The 18,306-nt window shown below is 36.8% G+C and carries 15 protein-coding genes; 1 reads left to right on the plus strand and 14 read right to left on the minus strand.

What is annotated here, in order from left to right; translation table 11 throughout:
* Window positions 1–8 precede the first annotated feature (8 nt).
* From HYG86_RS08665 to nadA, 8 genes are all read right to left on the minus strand, one after another.
* Window positions 9–779 carry an ABC transporter permease gene (locus tag HYG86_RS08665; RefSeq protein WP_213168877.1) on the minus strand — a complete coding sequence of 257 codons (771 nt, stop codon included), beginning with the start codon at window positions 777–779 and terminating at the stop codon, window positions 9–11.
* Window positions 772–1,677 (minus strand): ABC transporter ATP-binding protein, encoded by a 906-nt coding sequence (locus tag HYG86_RS08670; protein ID WP_213168879.1) that lies wholly within the window; start codon window positions 1,675–1,677, stop codon window positions 772–774. The genes HYG86_RS08665 and HYG86_RS08670 overlap by 8 nt, the downstream gene beginning before the upstream one ends.
* A complete protein-coding gene (locus HYG86_RS08675) occupies window positions 1,667–2,056 on the minus strand; it encodes a GntR family transcriptional regulator (protein ID WP_213168880.1) in 390 nt (129 codons plus the stop codon). Before HYG86_RS08675 ends, HYG86_RS08670 begins: the two co-directional genes overlap by 11 nt.
* 477 nt (window positions 2,057–2,533) lie before the next feature.
* The gene (locus HYG86_RS08680; protein ID WP_213168882.1) at window positions 2,534–2,974 is read right to left on the minus strand and encodes a rhodanese-like domain-containing protein; all 441 of its coding nucleotides are present in this window, start codon (window positions 2,972–2,974) and stop codon (window positions 2,534–2,536) included.
* Window positions 2,975–2,976: 2 nt separating this feature from the next.
* Window positions 2,977–3,750, minus strand: a complete 774-nt coding sequence (locus HYG86_RS08685; protein WP_213168884.1) for a type III pantothenate kinase — start codon at window positions 3,748–3,750, stop codon at window positions 2,977–2,979.
* Between the two features lie 12 nt (window positions 3,751–3,762).
* Window positions 3,763–4,608, minus strand: a complete 846-nt coding sequence (nadC, locus tag HYG86_RS08690) for a carboxylating nicotinate-nucleotide diphosphorylase (RefSeq protein ID WP_213168886.1) — start codon at window positions 4,606–4,608, stop codon at window positions 3,763–3,765.
* Window positions 4,609–4,613: 5 nt separating this feature from the next.
* Entirely contained in the window at window positions 4,614–6,209 is a 1,596-nt protein-coding gene (gene nadB, locus HYG86_RS08695) for an L-aspartate oxidase (RefSeq protein WP_246451933.1), read from the minus strand.
* 33 nt (window positions 6,210–6,242) lie between these two features.
* On the minus strand, window positions 6,243–7,160 hold the full coding sequence (gene nadA / locus HYG86_RS08700) for a quinolinate synthase NadA (protein ID WP_213168890.1): 918 nt from the start codon (window positions 7,158–7,160) through the stop codon (window positions 6,243–6,245).
* Between the two features lie 145 nt (window positions 7,161–7,305).
* Between nadA and HYG86_RS08705 the strand changes: the two genes are divergently transcribed.
* Window positions 7,306–8,685: a CPBP family glutamic-type intramembrane protease gene (locus HYG86_RS08705; protein ID WP_213168892.1), complete on the plus strand. Its 1,380-nt coding sequence runs from the start codon at window positions 7,306–7,308 to the stop codon at window positions 8,683–8,685.
* Window positions 8,686–8,762: 77 nt separating this feature from the next.
* Here HYG86_RS08705 and HYG86_RS08710 read toward each other — a convergent pair whose 3' ends face one another.
* The 6 genes from HYG86_RS08710 to ftsH form a co-directional block, all read right to left on the minus strand.
* Window positions 8,763–10,433: a formate--tetrahydrofolate ligase gene (locus HYG86_RS08710; RefSeq protein WP_213168894.1), complete on the minus strand. Its 1,671-nt coding sequence runs from the start codon at window positions 10,431–10,433 to the stop codon at window positions 8,763–8,765.
* A gap of 88 nt (window positions 10,434–10,521) precedes the next feature.
* Window positions 10,522–11,748, minus strand: coding sequence for an imidazolonepropionase (gene hutI, locus HYG86_RS08715; protein WP_213168896.1), 1,227 nt, complete (start codon window positions 11,746–11,748; stop codon window positions 10,522–10,524).
* 5 nt (window positions 11,749–11,753) lie between these two features.
* Entirely contained in the window at window positions 11,754–12,650 is an 897-nt protein-coding gene (ftcD, locus tag HYG86_RS08720) for a glutamate formimidoyltransferase (RefSeq protein WP_213168898.1), read from the minus strand.
* Between the two features lie 52 nt (window positions 12,651–12,702).
* Window positions 12,703–14,736 (minus strand): urocanate hydratase, encoded by a 2,034-nt coding sequence (locus HYG86_RS08725; protein WP_213168900.1) that lies wholly within the window; start codon window positions 14,734–14,736, stop codon window positions 12,703–12,705.
* 80 nt (window positions 14,737–14,816) lie between these two features.
* Window positions 14,817–16,340 (minus strand): histidine ammonia-lyase, encoded by a 1,524-nt coding sequence (gene hutH / locus HYG86_RS08730; protein ID WP_213168902.1) that lies wholly within the window; start codon window positions 16,338–16,340, stop codon window positions 14,817–14,819.
* 109 nt (window positions 16,341–16,449) lie between these two features.
* Window positions 16,450–18,297, minus strand: a complete 1,848-nt coding sequence (ftsH, locus tag HYG86_RS08735) for an ATP-dependent zinc metalloprotease FtsH (protein ID WP_213168904.1) — start codon at window positions 18,295–18,297, stop codon at window positions 16,450–16,452.
* Between the last annotated feature and the right edge of the window lie 9 nt (window positions 18,298–18,306).

Here is an 18,306-nt window from a genome sequence, read left to right on the forward strand (position 1 = left end):
AACCCTCCTTAGTATTCTTTTTTTATGAATTTTTTATAACTTAAAAAGCCAAAGATTATCGAAACAATAGCCAAAATAATAATACTTAAAATGGGTAGATTCCCATTTATAACATAATCAATTCCTTTAGCATGATATGAAAGGCTAAGCTTTTGGGTTGATGAGAAAAAGCCAAATACTGAGTTAAGTATTAACAATCCTGCACTATATGCAAAGGCTTTAATAGAATCATCACATAAAATTGAAAAAAATAATGCTATAAAATAACTGGCTATCATGCCTACAAACACCGGAACAATACCTAAAAAAACTATGCTTCCAAAGTATCCTTTATTAGCTAAGATTGAAGCTATGAGCATTGCTAAAGTAGAAATCAGTGTAAATATAAAAATAAAGCTAACTGATACTATAATCTTCGTTGTCAGTATCTTAGTCTTACTGGTAGGCTTTGTTAACAAATATGCAATTGTACCTCTACTCACCTCTGATGCAATAGCAGTTGCACCAAGTAACAAGGATATGATAGTACCGATTTGCGTAAGGTTCTTACCATTCCACTGTGCCCAAACATAAATATCATAATCTGAAAGATATAGGTTTATCTCCTTAGCTATACCAGTTCCTATAGCCAAAGGAAGTTCTTCTAGATGGGGTAATATATCATGCATATAATCAAATGTTATGGGTATGGTCACCCCTAATATAATTAATATAATCGTTCCTATAATTAGTTTCCACTTATGTTCTGCAATCTCTTTTAATACTAAGTTTTTATACATCCTTTTTCACCTCTTTTTTTGCATATTCCATAAATATGTCTTCGAGGTTACGCTCTAGTATCTCCACAGTAAAGTGTGGTATTTCAGTAATGGCTCTATAAACCTCATCAAAATTTTCTGCGACCTTTATAATATAGCCTTTGCCCTGTCTAGATATTTCCCTAACACCTTTGAATAACAGTTTCTCTTCGTTTATTTCCCTTTGAAAAACTACTCGTATTACTTTTTCATTTAACTTAATGTCATCCATTTGCCTTTGTAAGGCAATTTTACCGGATTTTATAATTGCTACTGTATCTGCTATTCTCTCCACTTCACTAAGTATATGGGACGAGAAAAATACTGTGTTACCCCAGTTTGCTATCTCGCCAATTATAGCTTGTAGAAAGTCTTGTCGCCATATGGGGTCAAGCCCACTGGTAGGCTCATCAAGTATTAGTAGGTCTGGTTTATATGAAAGTGCTGCTATCAAACTCAATTGATTTTTCATTCCCTTAGACAGATTTTTAACTCTATCTTTCTTTCTAAGGGAAAACATCTCTAAGTACCTTTCTTCTAGACTTTTATCCCATTGGGGATAGAAACCTTGGGTAAATTTTAATATCTCTTCAACAGTCATGTTAGGATACAACGTTGATGACTCAGATACATAACCTATTTTTTGTAGTAGTTTTTGTCTATTTGTGGGTATCTTTTGGTTAAATATAAGTGCTTCCCCTTTGGTAGGCTCCATTAATCCTAAAAGGATTTTTATAGTTGTAGTTTTACCTGCCCCATTTGGACCTATAAGTCCAAAAATCTCACCTTTATTTACAGATAGATTTAAACCGTCTATTGCTCTTCGTCCATTAGGAAACTCTTTTATCAGATCTTTAATTTCAATGATTTTATGAGTCATGATTATCCCCCTCTATCTTAAGACATTGGTTTATGATTTCAAGTAGAGTGTTGTTATCAATTTGTAAATGATATGCCTCAACTATCAATTCTTTAACCTTAGGCAATATTTTTTCTTTTTTATCTTTGTCGTTTAGTTCTGATCCTTCTGAAATGAAAGTTCCCATACCCTTTCTTATTTCAATAATCCCTTCTATCTCCAATGTTGAATATGCTTTAGAGACAGTATTGGGGTTTATTGCAAGAGTTATAGCTAGATCTCTTACGGACGGGAGTTTTTCTCCAGGGTTTAATAATCCTCCCGCTACACTTCCTTTTACTTGATTTACAATTTGTAGGTATATTGGAAGACCAGAGTTTGTACTTATAAAAAAATCCATAAAATTACCTCCCAGTGTACCAATGTTATAATACACTAATTTGCTTTTATAATAATACTTTTTTAGCATTGTGTCAAACTTTTATATATTTCTTTATGTTACTTAAAAACCCTTATGAAAGCACATTCTACATTGACACAATAAAAGCGCCTAGGAGGCGCTTCAGCTTGTAGACAAATCTCAGACAAAGTCATTGACCCAAGATGTGCATATTAAAAAGCAGTACAATTAGTTCGAGGAGACTGGTAGGGGGTCCCCTTGTGGGGACCTGACAATCAAAACCGTCTAGAGCTTCTTGGAAGTCAGGGTGGTACAAGACCACCCCCTACAACCATGGACGGTGAATTGGAGCGGTCCCCTTGTTTAGATAGAAGCCTTAAGGCTCGGCGCAGAATTTTGTACAGTGTTTAATATGCGACATTCACCAAAAAATGACTTTGTCATCAGTCTGAGCGCCTAGGAGGCGCTTTATTGTGTCTAGTCTATTGTTTCCACATCATACTTCCACCCTAGCATTCCTTCTTCTAAATTCATAACATTAGGGTGCTTAGCTTTGGCTATTATTTCGCTTGCTGTAACACTTCTACTACCCGATCTACACACCACTAATATATAGTCTTTATTTCGGGCAAGATTACTTACTTCATTTAGCCTATCTTCGAGCTCATCTAGGGGTATAAGTACAGCATTAGGTATATGACCCTGAGCGTATTCTTCTGGTGTTCTAACATCTATTATCAGAAGTTGGTTAGAATATTGATCTATTAATACTTTAGCTTCTTCAGCACTTATATTATTATAATAAGGCTCTGTTTTAGGTAACAATAAATAGCCTATAAACATTAATAAAAATGCAGGAATAAGCATTATTAGTACTGTCTTAAAATACAACCTTAACTTCAATCTACTGTCTTCCATTTTTAATCCTCTTTCTTGTTTTTTTGATAAAGAATCCTGAGCCCATCTAAAGTTAAGTATGGGTCAACATGGTCAACTAAGGTGCTTTCAGCTGCTATTAAAGGTGCTAAACCACCAGTAACAACGACTTTATAGCTTTCTTGGGTTTCCTCTGATATTTTCTTTATCAAACCTTCCAATTGTCCTAAATATCCATATATAATTCCACTTTGCATGCTTGAAATTGTATTCTTACCTACAATGCTGGCAGGTTTTATTAACTCAATCCTTGGAAGCTTAGCGGCCCTTTCAAATAAGGCCTCAGTAGAGATGCCTATTCCTGGAGTTATGCAGCCTCCTAGATATTCACCCTTTCTGTTTATAACACAGAAAGTTGTTGCAGTACCATAGTCTACAACTATGGCTGGTGCCCCATACTTATGCAGAGTTGCCACAGCGTTGACAATTCTATCTGCACCAACTTCCCTCGGGTTTTCTGTCTTTATTGAAAGTTGGGTTCTAATTCCTGGCCCTATAATTATTGGTTCTATATCAAAATACTGTTTTGCCATTTTCGATAACGCTGGCATCACAGGTGGTACCACAGAAGAAATAATAATTCCTTCTATTTTCAAGTCTCCCAAGTTATTATGTACAAATAAGTTCTTAATGACTATACCATACTCATCTGACGTTCTGTTTCTTAAAGTGGCAATACGCCAGTTGTATATTAGGGATTCGCCATCAAAAACTCCTACAACTATGTTAGTATTTCCTACATCTAATGCTAATAGCATGTTTCTCCCCCTTTATCCCTTTTTTTGAAACATATCTAGGCTTATATCCATAGATTTGTAGGAGTGGGTTAGTGCTCCAACTGATATATAATCTACACCTGTTTTAGCAACTTCCTCAATTGTCTCAAGGGTTATACCTCCCGATGCTTCAACTAGAGCTTTTTTGTCTATAATTTTAACTGCTTCCTTCATGTCTTCTATGGACATATTGTCAAGCATAATTATATCTGCTCTATTTTCCAATGCTTCTTTAACTTGTTCTAGGTTCTCCACTTCAACTTCTATTTTCATGGTATGGGGTATTTGGGATTTTAAATCTGAAATAGCTTTTGTAATAGAGCCAGCAATCTTTATGTGGTTATCCTTTAGCATGACAGCATCATACAAGCCAAAGCGATGGTTTCTTCCACCACCTATCTGCACAGCGTATTTTTCGAAAATACGAAGCCCAGGTGTAGTTTTCCTTGTATCAGTTACATATACTCCATATTTTTCTACTTTTTTCTGATAGGTATCAGCCATTGTTGCAACTGCACATAACCTTTGCAAAAGATTTAAGGCTAAGCGTTCCCCTTGTAGAATTATCTTGGCTTTTCCTTCAACAGTGGCAATAGTAGTACCTTTAGTCACATATGTACCTTCAGTAACCTTACTTGAAAATATCATGTCCTTATCAAGAATCTCAAAAACCATCTTCGCGATTTCTAAACCACAAACCACTCCATTTGCCTTTGAATGGATAACTGCTTGTGTGTTTAAGTTCTCATCTATCATAAAAGTACTCATGTCACCAGTACCTAAATCCTCTATTAAAAAGTCCCTAAGGGCTTTTTCCATAAGCAAGCGGTTCATCTGCATCCCTCCTATATATCAGTATACCAAGGTTCTTTGCAAATATTAAAGTTTATATTTTTTTTCCATTTTTTAAATGTTTGGGGGAAATCTGATCTATAGTGCCCCCCCCTGCTCTCTTCCCTTATAAGGGCACCTTTTGCTAGGAGTATACCTATTTGTAACATGTTAATAGCTTCAAAGTCTTCTATCTCTGTAGGGACATTAATCTTTTCCATTAGTTCCTCAAGCTTAGAAATTAAGATTTGTAAACCTTCTTTACTTCTTTTTAGCCCCGCGTAAGTCCAGAGAAGTTTACTTATCTTTTTCTTTATCTCCCTAGGCTTAGTTTCACCATTAAAGTTAAATGTTTCCGAGATGCTAAACTTACTTGAAATCTCGACCTCATTTATATTTTTATTAATAACATCTGCTATATTTCCACCAAAAACAAGAGCTTCTAGTAAGGAGTTACTGGCAAGCCTATTGGCACCGTGTAGACCACTACTTGTTACCTCTCCACATGCTAAAAGCCTTTGTACATTCGTTTTTCCTTCTATATCCACCGTTATCCCCCCCATTATATAGTGAGCCGCAGGAGCAACGGGTATTGGTTGTGTAGGAATCTTAATACCGTATTGGTGACAAGTCTTATATATAGTAGGAAATCTTTTCGATACCTTCTCTTCTGTTAGATGAGATAAATCTAAAAATAAATACTCACTAACTTCTCTTTCCATCTCTTCAGCCATGGCCCTTGATACTATATCCCTAGGAGCTAACTCTAAAAGTTCATGGTATTTTTCCATAAACCTTTCTTTGCTATTGTTTAATAATATAGCACCTTCACCACGAACAGCTTCAGATATTAGAAAGCGGGGAGCTCCATCTATTGCTAGAGCTGTAGGGTGGAACTGGATGAATTCTAGATCCCTTATATTTACTCCGGCTCTGTATGCCATAGCTATGCCATCCCCTGTGGCCACTTCAGGGTTAGTAGTATTTTTATAAAGTTGGCCTGCTCCACCAGAAGCTAATACCACGTATTTAGCTAATATTAGTTTATATCTATGTCCCACCTTTGTAAGAACACCCCTTGATATATTATCTTGGGTATATATATCTATGGCGAAAGTATCTTCTAAAACCCTTACGTTTTCTAGCTCTAAGACCCTAGCTGTAAGGCTTTCTCGTATTACCCGACCTGTGCCATCTCCACTGGCATGTAGCACCCTTCTACAGCTATGAGCTCCTTCTTGGGTTAAAGCTAGTTCTCCCTCTTTAGTATCAAAGGGAACACCAAATTCCAACAGAGCCTCTATAGCCTCTGGCCCTTTTTCCACCACTTGCTCAACAATTTTTTCATCACATAGCCCGTGGCCTGCGCTTAATGTGTCCTTTTTATGCAGTTCAGTGGAATCATCCTTGCATATTGCAGCGGCTATTCCCCCTTGAGCTTGCTCAGTATTACTGTCTGAAATAGATTCTTTGGCAATAATGGTCACACTTAAATTTTTGTTAAGCCTTAGGGCTGTATACAATCCTGCTAACCCTGCTCCTATTATAATAACGTCTGTAGTTTCCACTTGAATTTCTGCATCTTTAGTATTAATTAAATATCTTGGCATCTCTTGGCACATCCTCCCCGCTTTGGAAGGTATTTATTTAACCTCAAGCATTCTATCAAGCGCTTTTCTAGCCTTTACCCTAACTTCTTCATCTACTGTAATAACAGGCTCTAAAGTTTGTAATGATTCTAATATCTTATCAAGGGTGTTTGCTTTCATATTAGCACATACTAAGTTTTTGCTCGGAAAAATAAATTCCTTTTCTGGAAATTTTTTTTGCAAAGCATGTTTTAAGCCACTTTCAGTCCCAATAATATATTTTTTGGCATCAGATTGTTCTATGTATTTGAACATTCCACTGGTACCTGTTACTTCGTCAGCAACTTCTACCACTTCTTTAGGGCACTCTGGATGTACAACTATTAGACTTTCTGGATGTTCTTCTTTAGCTTTTAATACTTCTTCTTGTAATAATCTGTCATGGGTGTAGCAGTAGCCCGCCCACGGTATAATTGTTTTATCAGTTATCTTTGATAAGTAATCAGCCATGTTTTTATCAGGAACATAGATTATTTCTTTATTAGGTAAGGAGTTTACAACATTTAAGACGTTAGCCGAGGTACAGCATATGTCACATTCTGCCTTTACTTCCGCTGTGGTGTTCACATACCCAACCACTGCCGCATTAGGATATTTCTTCTTTAGCTCTTTTAATCCCTCTGCATCAGCCATATCTGCCATTGGACAGCCAGCCTTGGGCTCTGGTAAAAGAACTTTTTTGTCAGGAGATAAAATAGCTGCACTTTCTGCCATAAAATGTACTCCACAAAAAACAATTACTTCCGCGTCTGTTTCTGCTGCTTGTTGACTTAGTCCGAATGAATCTCCTACAAAGTCTGCAACATCTTGAATTTCTGGTCTTTGGTAATAGTGGGCCAATATTATAGCATTTTTCTCTTCTTTTAACTTTTTTATTTGAGCTTGAATTGCAGTAAAGTCTCTGACTGTCAATTAAAACACTCCTTCAGTTATTTTATAATACAATAATTTTATACCGTTGCATAAATATTGTCAATTTAATGTGCTAAGCAGGGAAAATGTGTTAGCGTATAGAATTATTAAATAAATAATAAGCACTTAAAATGGAGGTTGACTAATGAGTAATATTTTAATAAGTATATATAAAAATCCCGTAGGAAGAACTTTCCTAGGATTAATCTTTGCTTTTTTGTTTGGGATATCAGCCCTGTTTCTTTCGATATTTTATAGCAGTCATTTGGGGGATATGTCTACACCTTATGATATAAAAGAAACTTACAAATTCGATAGTTGGGTTATAAACTATGATTTTCTAACACTAGATTTTCCTCAAGGTGGGTATGTAGTTCCTGGCTATCAAAATGATCGTATATCGTCTGTCTTAATTATAGCCGAAGGAAGAATGAAACTAGATACTTCAGACTCTTTTAAGTTAAACTCAGATTTAACTTTCCCCATGGAAGATACAATCTCAGAAGTTATAATTCCTATACATCATGAAGATTTTGATCGTCTTAAAAAAGATACAATTTTTATTCAAGAGGAAATTAACTATCCAATAGATTATTTGAAAGAAAGGTTCGATTCTGCTTCTGATCTTTTTTTTAGGGGTAATATTTTAGGAGTAGAAAAAATTATTCCTCCTAAACCAAGAACAGTTCTTCTAAAAATTAACTCAGCACAGTTTGGCTATATAAACTATAAAGAAGACAGTATTGTAACCTTAACTTCGGAGACAGTTGGTTATTCCTTTAGTCATCCCATAGGGCATCGAATTTATCCCCCTAAAAATTCTAGTTTAGCTATGGTTATCTATAATTTGCTTTTATCTTTGGCCTTTTTAGGGCTGATTGCTTTTTTAACCACAGATATAGACAATAAGTCTCCTATAAAAACTGGTCATTTAGATTCCTTGTCAACAACCCTACATATGGTAGGATTCTTGGGTTATGTGTATTTAATTAAATGGCTATCTATCACTTATTATTTAGAAAGCGTAATACTGATTATTCTTTATTTACTGCCCGTTTGTTATCTGATTTATTGTATGATTACAGCGAAAGTTTCAATGGATTACTTAGGTATAAAAAAAGAAAAAGTAATTAAGTCTATTATGGTCTCCATAGTAATTTTTTATTTATGGTTTATAACGGCCACTTTTGAGATTTTTCCTACAAGTACTTATGACAGTACCTCCCTGGTTAAGGTTTTAATAATTGTTTTTTTAGGTCAAATAATCCTGCGGGGATTTATTCAAACAACCTTAGAGCTTGTTGTAGGAAAATGGCTGGGATTATTTTTATCAAGTTTTTTAATAATGGTATTACCACTAATAAATTACCTTGGTTCTTTTAATAGCACAAACTGGCTACTTACCATGATGGGATACTTTGCAATAACTTTAATTACTTCTTATAGCTTTCAACGGACTAGAAATATACTGACACCCACCTTATTAACCATATTATTTAGTTTGGTAATCCCTCATATGTTCTAAACAAAATTAGGCTACCTACAATATCCTGAATTAAATGCACAAAAAGACAGAAGCTTGACTTCTGTCTTTTTGTATTTCTAAAATAATCCTGTTATAACACCTTTTTCGTCAATATCCATTCTAGTAGAAGCAGGGACTTTAGGTAGTCCAGGCATGGTCATTACATCCCCTGTTAAGGCAACTAAGAAACCAGCACCTGCGGAAACCTTGATTTCCCTAACTGTCACCTCAAAACCTTCTGGACGACCTAGTAATGTTGGGTCATCAGATAGGGAATATTGAGTTTTCGCCATACAAATTGGCATTTTATCAAGCCCTAGTTTTTCTAACTGCTTGATGTTAGATTCAGCTTTCTTATCAAAGTTAACACCCTTAGCACCATAAACTTCCTTTGCAATTATAGTGACCTTTTCTTTAATTGAAAGATTTTCGTCATATAAAACTTTGAAATTACTTTGTTTATTTTCCACAAGATTAACTAGTTTTTCTGCTAAGTCAGTACCTCCGTCGCCACCTTTAGCCCAAACTTCCGATTGTGATACTTCTACACCCATCTCTTCACAGCGCTCTTGAATATACTTAACTTCCTTTTGTGTATCAGTTGGGAAGTTGTTTATTGCTACTATCAATGGTACATTGTATTTTTTGACATTCTCTATATGCTTTTCTAGATTCTCAAAACCTTTAGCCAAAGCATCTACGTTTTCTTCTGATAGATTATCTTTCTTAACTCCACCATGCATCTTAAGGGCCCTTACCGTTGCCACGATCACTACAGCGTCGGGTTTAAGTTTTGCGAATCTACACTTAATATCAAAGAATTTTTCTGCGCCTAGGTCAGCACCGAAACCAGCTTCAGTTATTGTATAGTCAGCTAGTTTTAGCCCTAACTTTGTTGCACTAACACTGTTACAGCCATGGGCGATATTTGCAAAAGGGCCACCGTGTATAAATGCAGGGACATTTTCAAGGGTTTGTACTAGGTTTGGCTTAATTGCATCTTTAAGTAGTAAAGCCATTGCACCATTAGCTTTTAGATCTTTAGCAGTTATAGGTTTCTTATCATAGTCGTACCCAACTATGATTTTACCTAGTCTTTCTTTAAGGTCCATTAAGTCGTTTGCTAGACACAAGATAGCCATAACCTCTGAAGCAACAGTTATATCAAATCCATCTTCTCGAGGAACCCCTTGCGCCCTTCCTCCTAGTCCCACAACGATATTCCTTAAAGCTCTCTCATTTAAGTCCATAACCCTTTTAAATATAATTCTCCTAGGGTCAATATTTAGGTCGTTTCCTTGATGAATATGATTATCAAGCATTGCAGCTAGCAAGTTGTGTGCCGTGGTTATAGCATGTAAATCGCCAGTAAAATGAAGGTTAATATCTTCCATTGGGACAACTTGTGAGTATCCCCCACCTGCTGCGCCACCTTTAACCCCCATACAGGGTCCTAAGGACGGCTCTCTTAGGGCTATTATGGTTTTCTTGTTGATCTTTTGTAACCCTTGACCTAGACCTACTGTAGTAGTTGACTTACCTTCACCTGCAGGTGTTGGATTTATTGCTGTAACTAATATAAGCTTTCCATCGGGTTTTTCTTTAAGTCTGTCCCATACTTTTAAAGAAACCTTAGCTTTGTAATTACCGTAAAGTTCAACTTCTTCAGGTTCTAGACCAATCTTTTTAGCAATGTCCATGATTGGTTCCATCTTAGCACTTTGTGCAATTTCGATATCAGTCTTCATGTAAACCCTCCCTAAAATAGTTATACTTTATTACATTCGCCAAACTATTGGCAAAGTCCTATATTGTGCAAAAATTAACACAGTTTTTTTATACTACTTTTTTTCCTCTTTTAAACACATCTGTTACATGGTTTATACCGAAGTGATACGGTATATAGTCAACATTTGTACAGTCAAATATTACAATATCCGCTAGCTTGCCAATTTCCAGACTACCTCTATCTCCTGCAAGGTTAAGGCTATGGGCACCATTTATGGTAAATGCAGCTAAAGCTTGAGCAGGGGTTAATTTCATGTTGAGGCAAGCTAGGGTCATTATCAGCTGAGGGTTTTCAGTGGGACAGCTTCCAGGGTTGTAATCTGTGGAAAGAGCAATTGGCACACCTTTTTTAATCATTTCCTGGGCAGGAGCATATCTTTTAGACATTAGGTTAAAGCTAGTTCCTGGTAGTAGGACTGCAATAGTATTGGCCTTTGCCATTTCAAGCATACCCTCTTCATCTATTGCCAATAAATGATCTGCGGAAATACAGCCCAGTTTAGCCGCCAATTGAGCTCCTTTGGTTGGCACTATTTCATCGGCATGGATTTTTAACTTAAATCCATGTTTTTTAGCCTCTAAGAATATTCTTTCAGTCTGTTCTACAGTAAATACACCCTCTTCACAGAATACATCGCAAAATTCAGCAAATGGCTTAACTTCCGGGAGCATATCTATTATCTCATCAACAAATTTATCAGGATTCGACTTGTATTTTTCTGGTATAGCATGTGCACCTAAAAAAGTAGAAAAGACGTCAACACAGTGTTGATCATTAAGCTGGTTACTTACTTTAAGTTGTTTTAACTCAGTATCTAAAGTCAACCCGTAACCACTCTTACTTTCTACAGTGGTTACACCCATACTTAACATAGTATCTAAACTCTTTTTACTTTGGGAGAAAAGTTGCTCTTCAGTGGCATTTGCAGTCTGACTTACTGAATTTAGTATTCCTCCCCCCTCTTTTAGGATATCCATATAGGGTTTGCCTTGAATCCTCCAGTTATACTCTCTTTCCCTACTCCCATAATGTACTAAGTGTGTATGGGAATCAATAATGCCTGGTGTTACAAGTCTCCCTTGGGCATCAAATATTTCATACTCTGAAGGTACCACAATTTGGCTTGTTAAACCAATATCTTTAATTATTCCACCTTCTATTAAAATAGTACCATTTTCTACCAATCCTAGATCTCCAAAATTTTCTCCCTTTTGGGGCGTGTGTGTGTACCCTTTAAAAGTTGCAAGGTTTCCATTTATTATTGCTAATTTCATGGTACTTAACCTTGAAATAGCCTATTCTCTAGAATTTGGTCCTTCTTAAATTCTTCAAGGCCTAAATAATAATCCACAGTTTCAATAAGAGCGTCCATGGGTACTAAACCTATAACTTCGGAACCTATAACTGAAACTCCGTAACGTTGTGCCTCTACCTTTATGAGCTCCTTGGCACGATAAAGTGGTGTTTTTTTGTAATCTACCATATTCATTGATATTTGAACTATGCCTCTTTCCTTTAATTCAACGCCCATTGCCTTGACACTGTGTAGCCCGCCGCCTGCATGCCTCACATTTTTAGCTATTTTATTTGCTATGTCAATGTTATTTGTATCTAAATTAACATTGAAAGCCACTAAAGGCATTCTGGCTCCAACTGCAGTTGCCCCTGACTTAGGGTTAAACGCTGAAGGACCATAGTCCGGTTTCCACTTGTCTTCTTGCATCTTTTCTTGTAACCCTTCATATTCACCTTTGCGAACTTTTGCTAAGTTCGTTCTGTGAGTTGCCGATGCAGCTTTTTCATATAGATACACAGGGATTTTTAGTTCTTCTCCTATTCTTTGACCTAACGTTCTTGCCAAATCAATACATTCCTCCATGGTTACATCTTTTATGGGTATAAATGGAATTACATCTGTTGCCCCCATTCTTGGATGCTCACCTTTATGGGTGGTCATATCAATTAACTCTGCTGCTTTTTTAGCACCTTGAAACACACCTTCAACAATTTTTTCTTTGCTTCCCACAAGGGTTACCACAGTCCTGTTATGATCTTTGTCTGAAGAGTAGTCAAGGACTTTGATACCCTCTACGGACCTAATAGCCTCAACTATTTTTTCCACGACCTCTTGGTTCATTCCTTCACTAAAGTTTGGCACACATTGTACAATAGACATCTAATTACCTCCTTTTATTATATAAAATAAGCATACTTTAAGTTTATTTTGATTACTTTCTATTTGCCATGGCCTTTTTCACAAGACTTTTTACTAGGTCTTCCTTTGGTATGAAGGGTAGTGTAATATGACTATTATTTTTTGGATCCTGATTAAATTCCACACTTGTTGTAATGGAATTCTCATTCCTAGCCCATGCCCTTCTCGCCACACCACCCATTACATCCCAAGGCATGGCTGACTTTAGTATAGTATCTACCCGTTCACTTCCATCTAAAACCATTCCAAAACCACCATTAATTGATTTTCCTATTCCAACTCCACCACCGTTATGTAGAGCGATTAAACTCATACCCCTAGCAGCGTTTCCTGCAAAGCAGTGGGTTGCCATCTCTGCCATTATATTGCTTCCATCCTTAATATTTGCAGTTTCCCTAAAAGGTGAGTCGGTGCCACTAACATCATGATGATCTCTTCCAAGCATAATAGGCCCAACTTCTCCATTTCTAACCATTTCATTAAATTTAAGTGCGATTTTTGTTCTTCCAGAAGCATCCTGATATAGTATTCTTGCCTCGGTTCCCACAACCAGTTGGTTTTTCTCGGCATCTCGAATCCAAACATAATTGTCCCTATCTTGGCCCCTTCTATTTGGATCAATGCAATCCATTGCCGCCTTATCGGTTTTTACTAAATCTTCGTGCTTCCCACTTAAACATACCCATCTAAAGGGTCCATATCCATAATCAAATAATTCTGGTCCCATAATATCTTCTACATAAGAAGGAAAAATGAAGCCATCCTTTTCATCTATACCGTTTTTAGATATTTCCTTTACTCCTGCATCATATACTGCTTTCATAAAAGCATTTCCATAGTCAAAGAAATAAGTACCTTTGCTTACTAGGCTCTTTATAAGTTTAAAATGTCTTTCTAGTGATTTATCAACCTGTATTTTAAATGTTTCTCTGTCATTTTTGAGCATTTGTGTTCTTTCTTCAAAGGTTATGCCTTGGGGACAATACCCTCCTTCGTATACAGCATGGCAGGACGTTTGATCTGATAGCAAGTCAATTTTTATGTTGTTTTCGTCAGCGTAAGCTAGTAAATCTATAATATTGCCGTGATACCCAATTGATATGGGTTCCCTATTCTCCATGTATTTTATCGCCGTTCTATATACCTCATCTAAATCAGAGGAAATAAGACTAACCCATCCTTGTTTATACCTAGTTTCTATTCTAGAGTAGTCTACCTCTGCTATTATCCCTACACCATTTGCGATTTCAACTGCCTTAGGCTGGGCACCACTCATTCCACCTAGACCAGACGATACAAAGAGTTTTCCCCTTAGATCCTCATGCTCTCCTAAGCCTAGTTTCAGTCTTCCTGCATTTAACAGAGTGTTAAATGTGCCATGTACTATACCCTGAGGTCCTATGTACATCCATCCACCGGCAGTCATTTGCCCGTAGTTGGCTACCCCCATTTGTTCTGCAATATCCCAGTCCTTAGGATTATCAAACATACCTACCATAAGGGCATTGCTAATTATTACTCGGGGGCTGTCAGGCTTTGAGTCAAATAAACCTAAAGGATGACCAGACATTATCACCAGCGTCTGATGCTCTGTCAATGCTTCAAGATATTTTTTAATTAGTCTATATTGCATCCAGTTTTGACATACTTTACCTGTTTCCCCGTAGGTTACTAATTCGTATGGGTATAGGGCAACATCAAAGTCAAGATTATTATCCATCATAACTTGAAATGCTTTACCTTCAATACAGTTACCTCTATAATGGTCTATTGATTTAGCTTTTATATTACCTTCCGGTCTAAAACGGTACCCGTATATCCTACCCATTGTCAATAGTTCATCCAAAAATTCTGGAGCTAGTTCCTCATGAAGCTCTTCTGGCACGTATCTTAGGGCATTTTTCAATGCTATTTCTGTTTGGCCAGGGGATAAACTAAACCCTCTATCTGGAGCCCTCCGTATTCCCTCTACAAACTCAGGCATCTTAGGTAGTTCATTGTCTAATTTAATAATCATACCCTTTGCTATATCATAGTTTGATATCATTATGAATCTCTCCTTTCAAAGACTAAATTTTGATACTTTGGTCTTTTAGAACGTCTAAAATTAGAAATAGATTTGTCCGTCTAGTTTAATTTCACAAGGCCTTCTATGTTTTTTAAAATATTGCCAGATTTAATTATCTCTGCACACTTGTTTATGTCTATATGAAGCTCTCTATCTTTTGTTAGTTTTGCTACTTCTCCCCTAACTAATTTATAAACTTCCTTTGTTACAGGTGACATCATTTCTGGTTCTTTAAAATCTAAAGCTTGAATGGCACATAAAAGTTCTATAGCAAAAACGTTAATTGTGTTATCAATAACCTTTAAAGCTTTTCTTGCTGCTATGGTACCCATACTAACATGGTCTTCTTGGTTAGCTGAACTTGGGATTGAATCAACGGATGCCGGAGAACAAAGACCTTTGTTCTCAGATACAAGGCTTGCAGCCACATACTGAGGTATCATAAACCCTGAATTTAACCCACCTTCCTCCACTAAAAATGGTGGTAGACCACTTAATTGCGGGTTAACTAATCTTTCAATTCTTCTTTCTGATATGTTTGCAAATTCAGATACTGCGATTGCTAGTACATCCATAGCTATTGCAACAGGCTGCCCATGGAAATTCCCTCCTGAAATAACTTCACCTGTCTCTGTAAAAATTAGAGGGTTATCTGTTACTGAGTTAATTTCTGTATTAATTATTTTCCCAACGTAGTCTAAAGCTTCTCTAGAACCACCATGTACCTGGGGTACACATCTTAAAGTGTAAGCATCTTGAACTCTAACTTCCCCTTGTCTTGTCACAAGTTTACTTCCTTCTAAGATTGTCCTTAAGTTTTCTGCACTGTCTTTTTGGCCTTTATGTGGCCTAATCAGAGCAATTCTGTGGTCATATGCATCTATAATACCTCCGAGGGCCTCACAGGTAACAGAAGCTATTAAATCAGCGAGCTTTTTTATTTCATTACTTTTATCTACGCCTATTACACCACAAGAGGTCATGGCCTGGGTGCCGTTAATTAACGCTAAGCCCTCCTTAGCTTTTAACTCAACGGGCTTTAACCCAGCATCATTCAAAGCCTGTTCCCCCGTTAAGATTGCACCATTAAAGGCTGCCCTTCCTCTACCTAACATAACCAGTGCCATATGAGCTAATGGCACCAAATCACCACTAGCTCCCAGTGACCCTTGACTAGGAACCACTGGGATGACATTTTTATTAATCATGTCTATAAGTAGTGTTAATGTCTCCATGGTTATTCCAGAGTATCCAGTGGCCAAGGAGTTAGCACGTAGTAACATCATGGTTTTTACAATATCATCACTGAATTTCTCACCTACTCCACATGCATGGCTTATTATTAGGTTTAATTGTAACTGAGAGGTCTTTGAACTATCTATGAATACATCACTAAATTTCCCAAATCCAGTTGTTATGCCATATATTATTTCCTCTTTACTGATAATATCGTTTACATATTCCCTACTTCTTTTAACTTGTTCTATTCCATTTGCAGATAATTCCACCGGTATATTTTCGTAAATAACTTTTTTAATTTGATCAATAGTAAGTGATTGTCCATCTAATAAGACTTTATCCATTGAATTCTTTCCTCCTTTAGTGTGGTCAAGGGTAAAGCAAAGAGGGCCCGATACTTCATTTTAATGAAATACCTAGCCCCCTTTCTTTAAGAGTTTATCTTTATATTTTTTACTTTTCTATGTTTGGATCCTCTGTTTGTTCTTGCTCAGCATTTTCTAGTTCTCTTCCTTCAACTAAAGCTAAAAATTCTTCGGCGTTTATTGTTTCTTTTTCTAAAAGAGTCTTAGCCACAAGCTCAAGTTTATCCCTATGTGTTGTCAATACATCTTCTGCACGTTTATAGCAATTTTCTACAATATCCTTTGTTTCTTCGTCGATTGCTTTTGCGATCTCTTCACTGTAGTTTCTATCTCTACTTATATCTCTCCCTAGGAAAACCTGATCTTGCTTTTGTCCAAATGTCAATGGTCCAAGTCTTTCACTCATACCAAATTCCATAATCATTTTATGGGTAAGTTGAGTCACTCTTTCTATGTCATTTTGAGCTCCAGTACTAATTTCATTTAACATTAGCTGTTCTGCAACTCTCCCACCAAGGAACATTGCAAGTTTGTCAAGTATCTCACTTTTAGACATAAAATATCTATCCTCAATGGGTAGTGCCAATGTATAACCACCGGCTCTGCCGCGAGGGACAATTGTTACTTTATGGATAGGATCGGCATGCTCTAAAAAGTGACCAACTAGGGCATGACCTGCTTCATGATAAGCTACTAGCTTGTTTTCAGCATGGCTACGGACTTTCTTCTTCTTCTCAGGACCTGCCATTACTCTATCAATGGCATTTTCCAAATCGTCCATGCCTACAATTTTTAAATTTCTTCTTGCTGCTAAAAGAGCCGCTTCATTTATTAAATTCTCTAAGTCTGCACCAGTAAATCCAGGTGTTCTCTTTGCTAACACTTCCAAGTTAACGTTTTCTGCCAAAGGTTTTCCTTTGCTATGAACTTCTAGGATTTCTTCCCTCCCCTTAACATCAGGTGAATCCACTGTAACTTGCCTGTCAAAGCGTCCTGGCCTTAGAAGGGCATTATCTAATATATCTGGTCTATTTGTAGCAGCCATAATTATAATTCCTTCATTTGCTCCAAATCCATCCATTTCTACCAGGAGCTGGTTTAAAGTCTGTTCCCTCTCATCGTGACCACCACCAAGCCCTGCTCCCCTTTGTCTACCTACTGCATCTATCTCATCAATAAATATAATACATGGAGAATTTTTCTTAGCGTTTTCAAATAAATCTCTAACCCTAGAAGCTCCCACACCAACAAACATCTCTACGAAATCTGAACCACTTATACTGAAGAAAGGAACTCCTGCCTCTCCGGCCACAGCCCTTGCTAACAAGGTTTTACCTGTTCCTGGAGGCCCAAATAACAAAATTCCCTTTGGAATCCTAGCTCCTAGATCGATGAATTTTTTTGGTGCTTTTAAAAAGTCTACAACTTCTTCTAATTCTTCTTTTGCTTCATCAACACCTGCTACATCATTAAATGTAACCTTCTTTTGGTTCCCGTCATGTAGCTTAGCTTTACTTTTTCCAAAGTTCATAACTCTACTTCCCCCACCTTGGGATTGTTGCATAAAGAAGAAAAATACAACAAGCAGTAAGACAAAGGGAAGAATGTAAGTTAGTATGGATACAAAGAAGTTAGGTCTTGGAGCAGGTCTTATATCTATTGGAATGTTTCTTTCCTGAGCTATTGGGGCTATATCTGAACTGAAAAGATCTTCCGTTACATTCACAGTGAAGTTTTCACCATCTATAAGTTCTCCTCGAAGGACTGTTTCTTCTTTCTCAATGTTTTTAATTTGACCTGCTTCGAGCTTTGATAAAAACTCTGTATAGGTCAGCTCATTCCTTTCGGGGAAACTTAGGTCAAGGCCCCCTCTAAATAAAGTAAATGCTACTAATAGTAGTAATATATATATGCTTAATCTGCGATAGTTTTTCATCCGTTTCCT

This window comes from Alkalicella caledoniensis, from assembly GCF_014467015.1.
Lineage (GTDB): Bacteria > Bacillota > Proteinivoracia > Proteinivoracales > Proteinivoracaceae > Alkalicella > Alkalicella caledoniensis.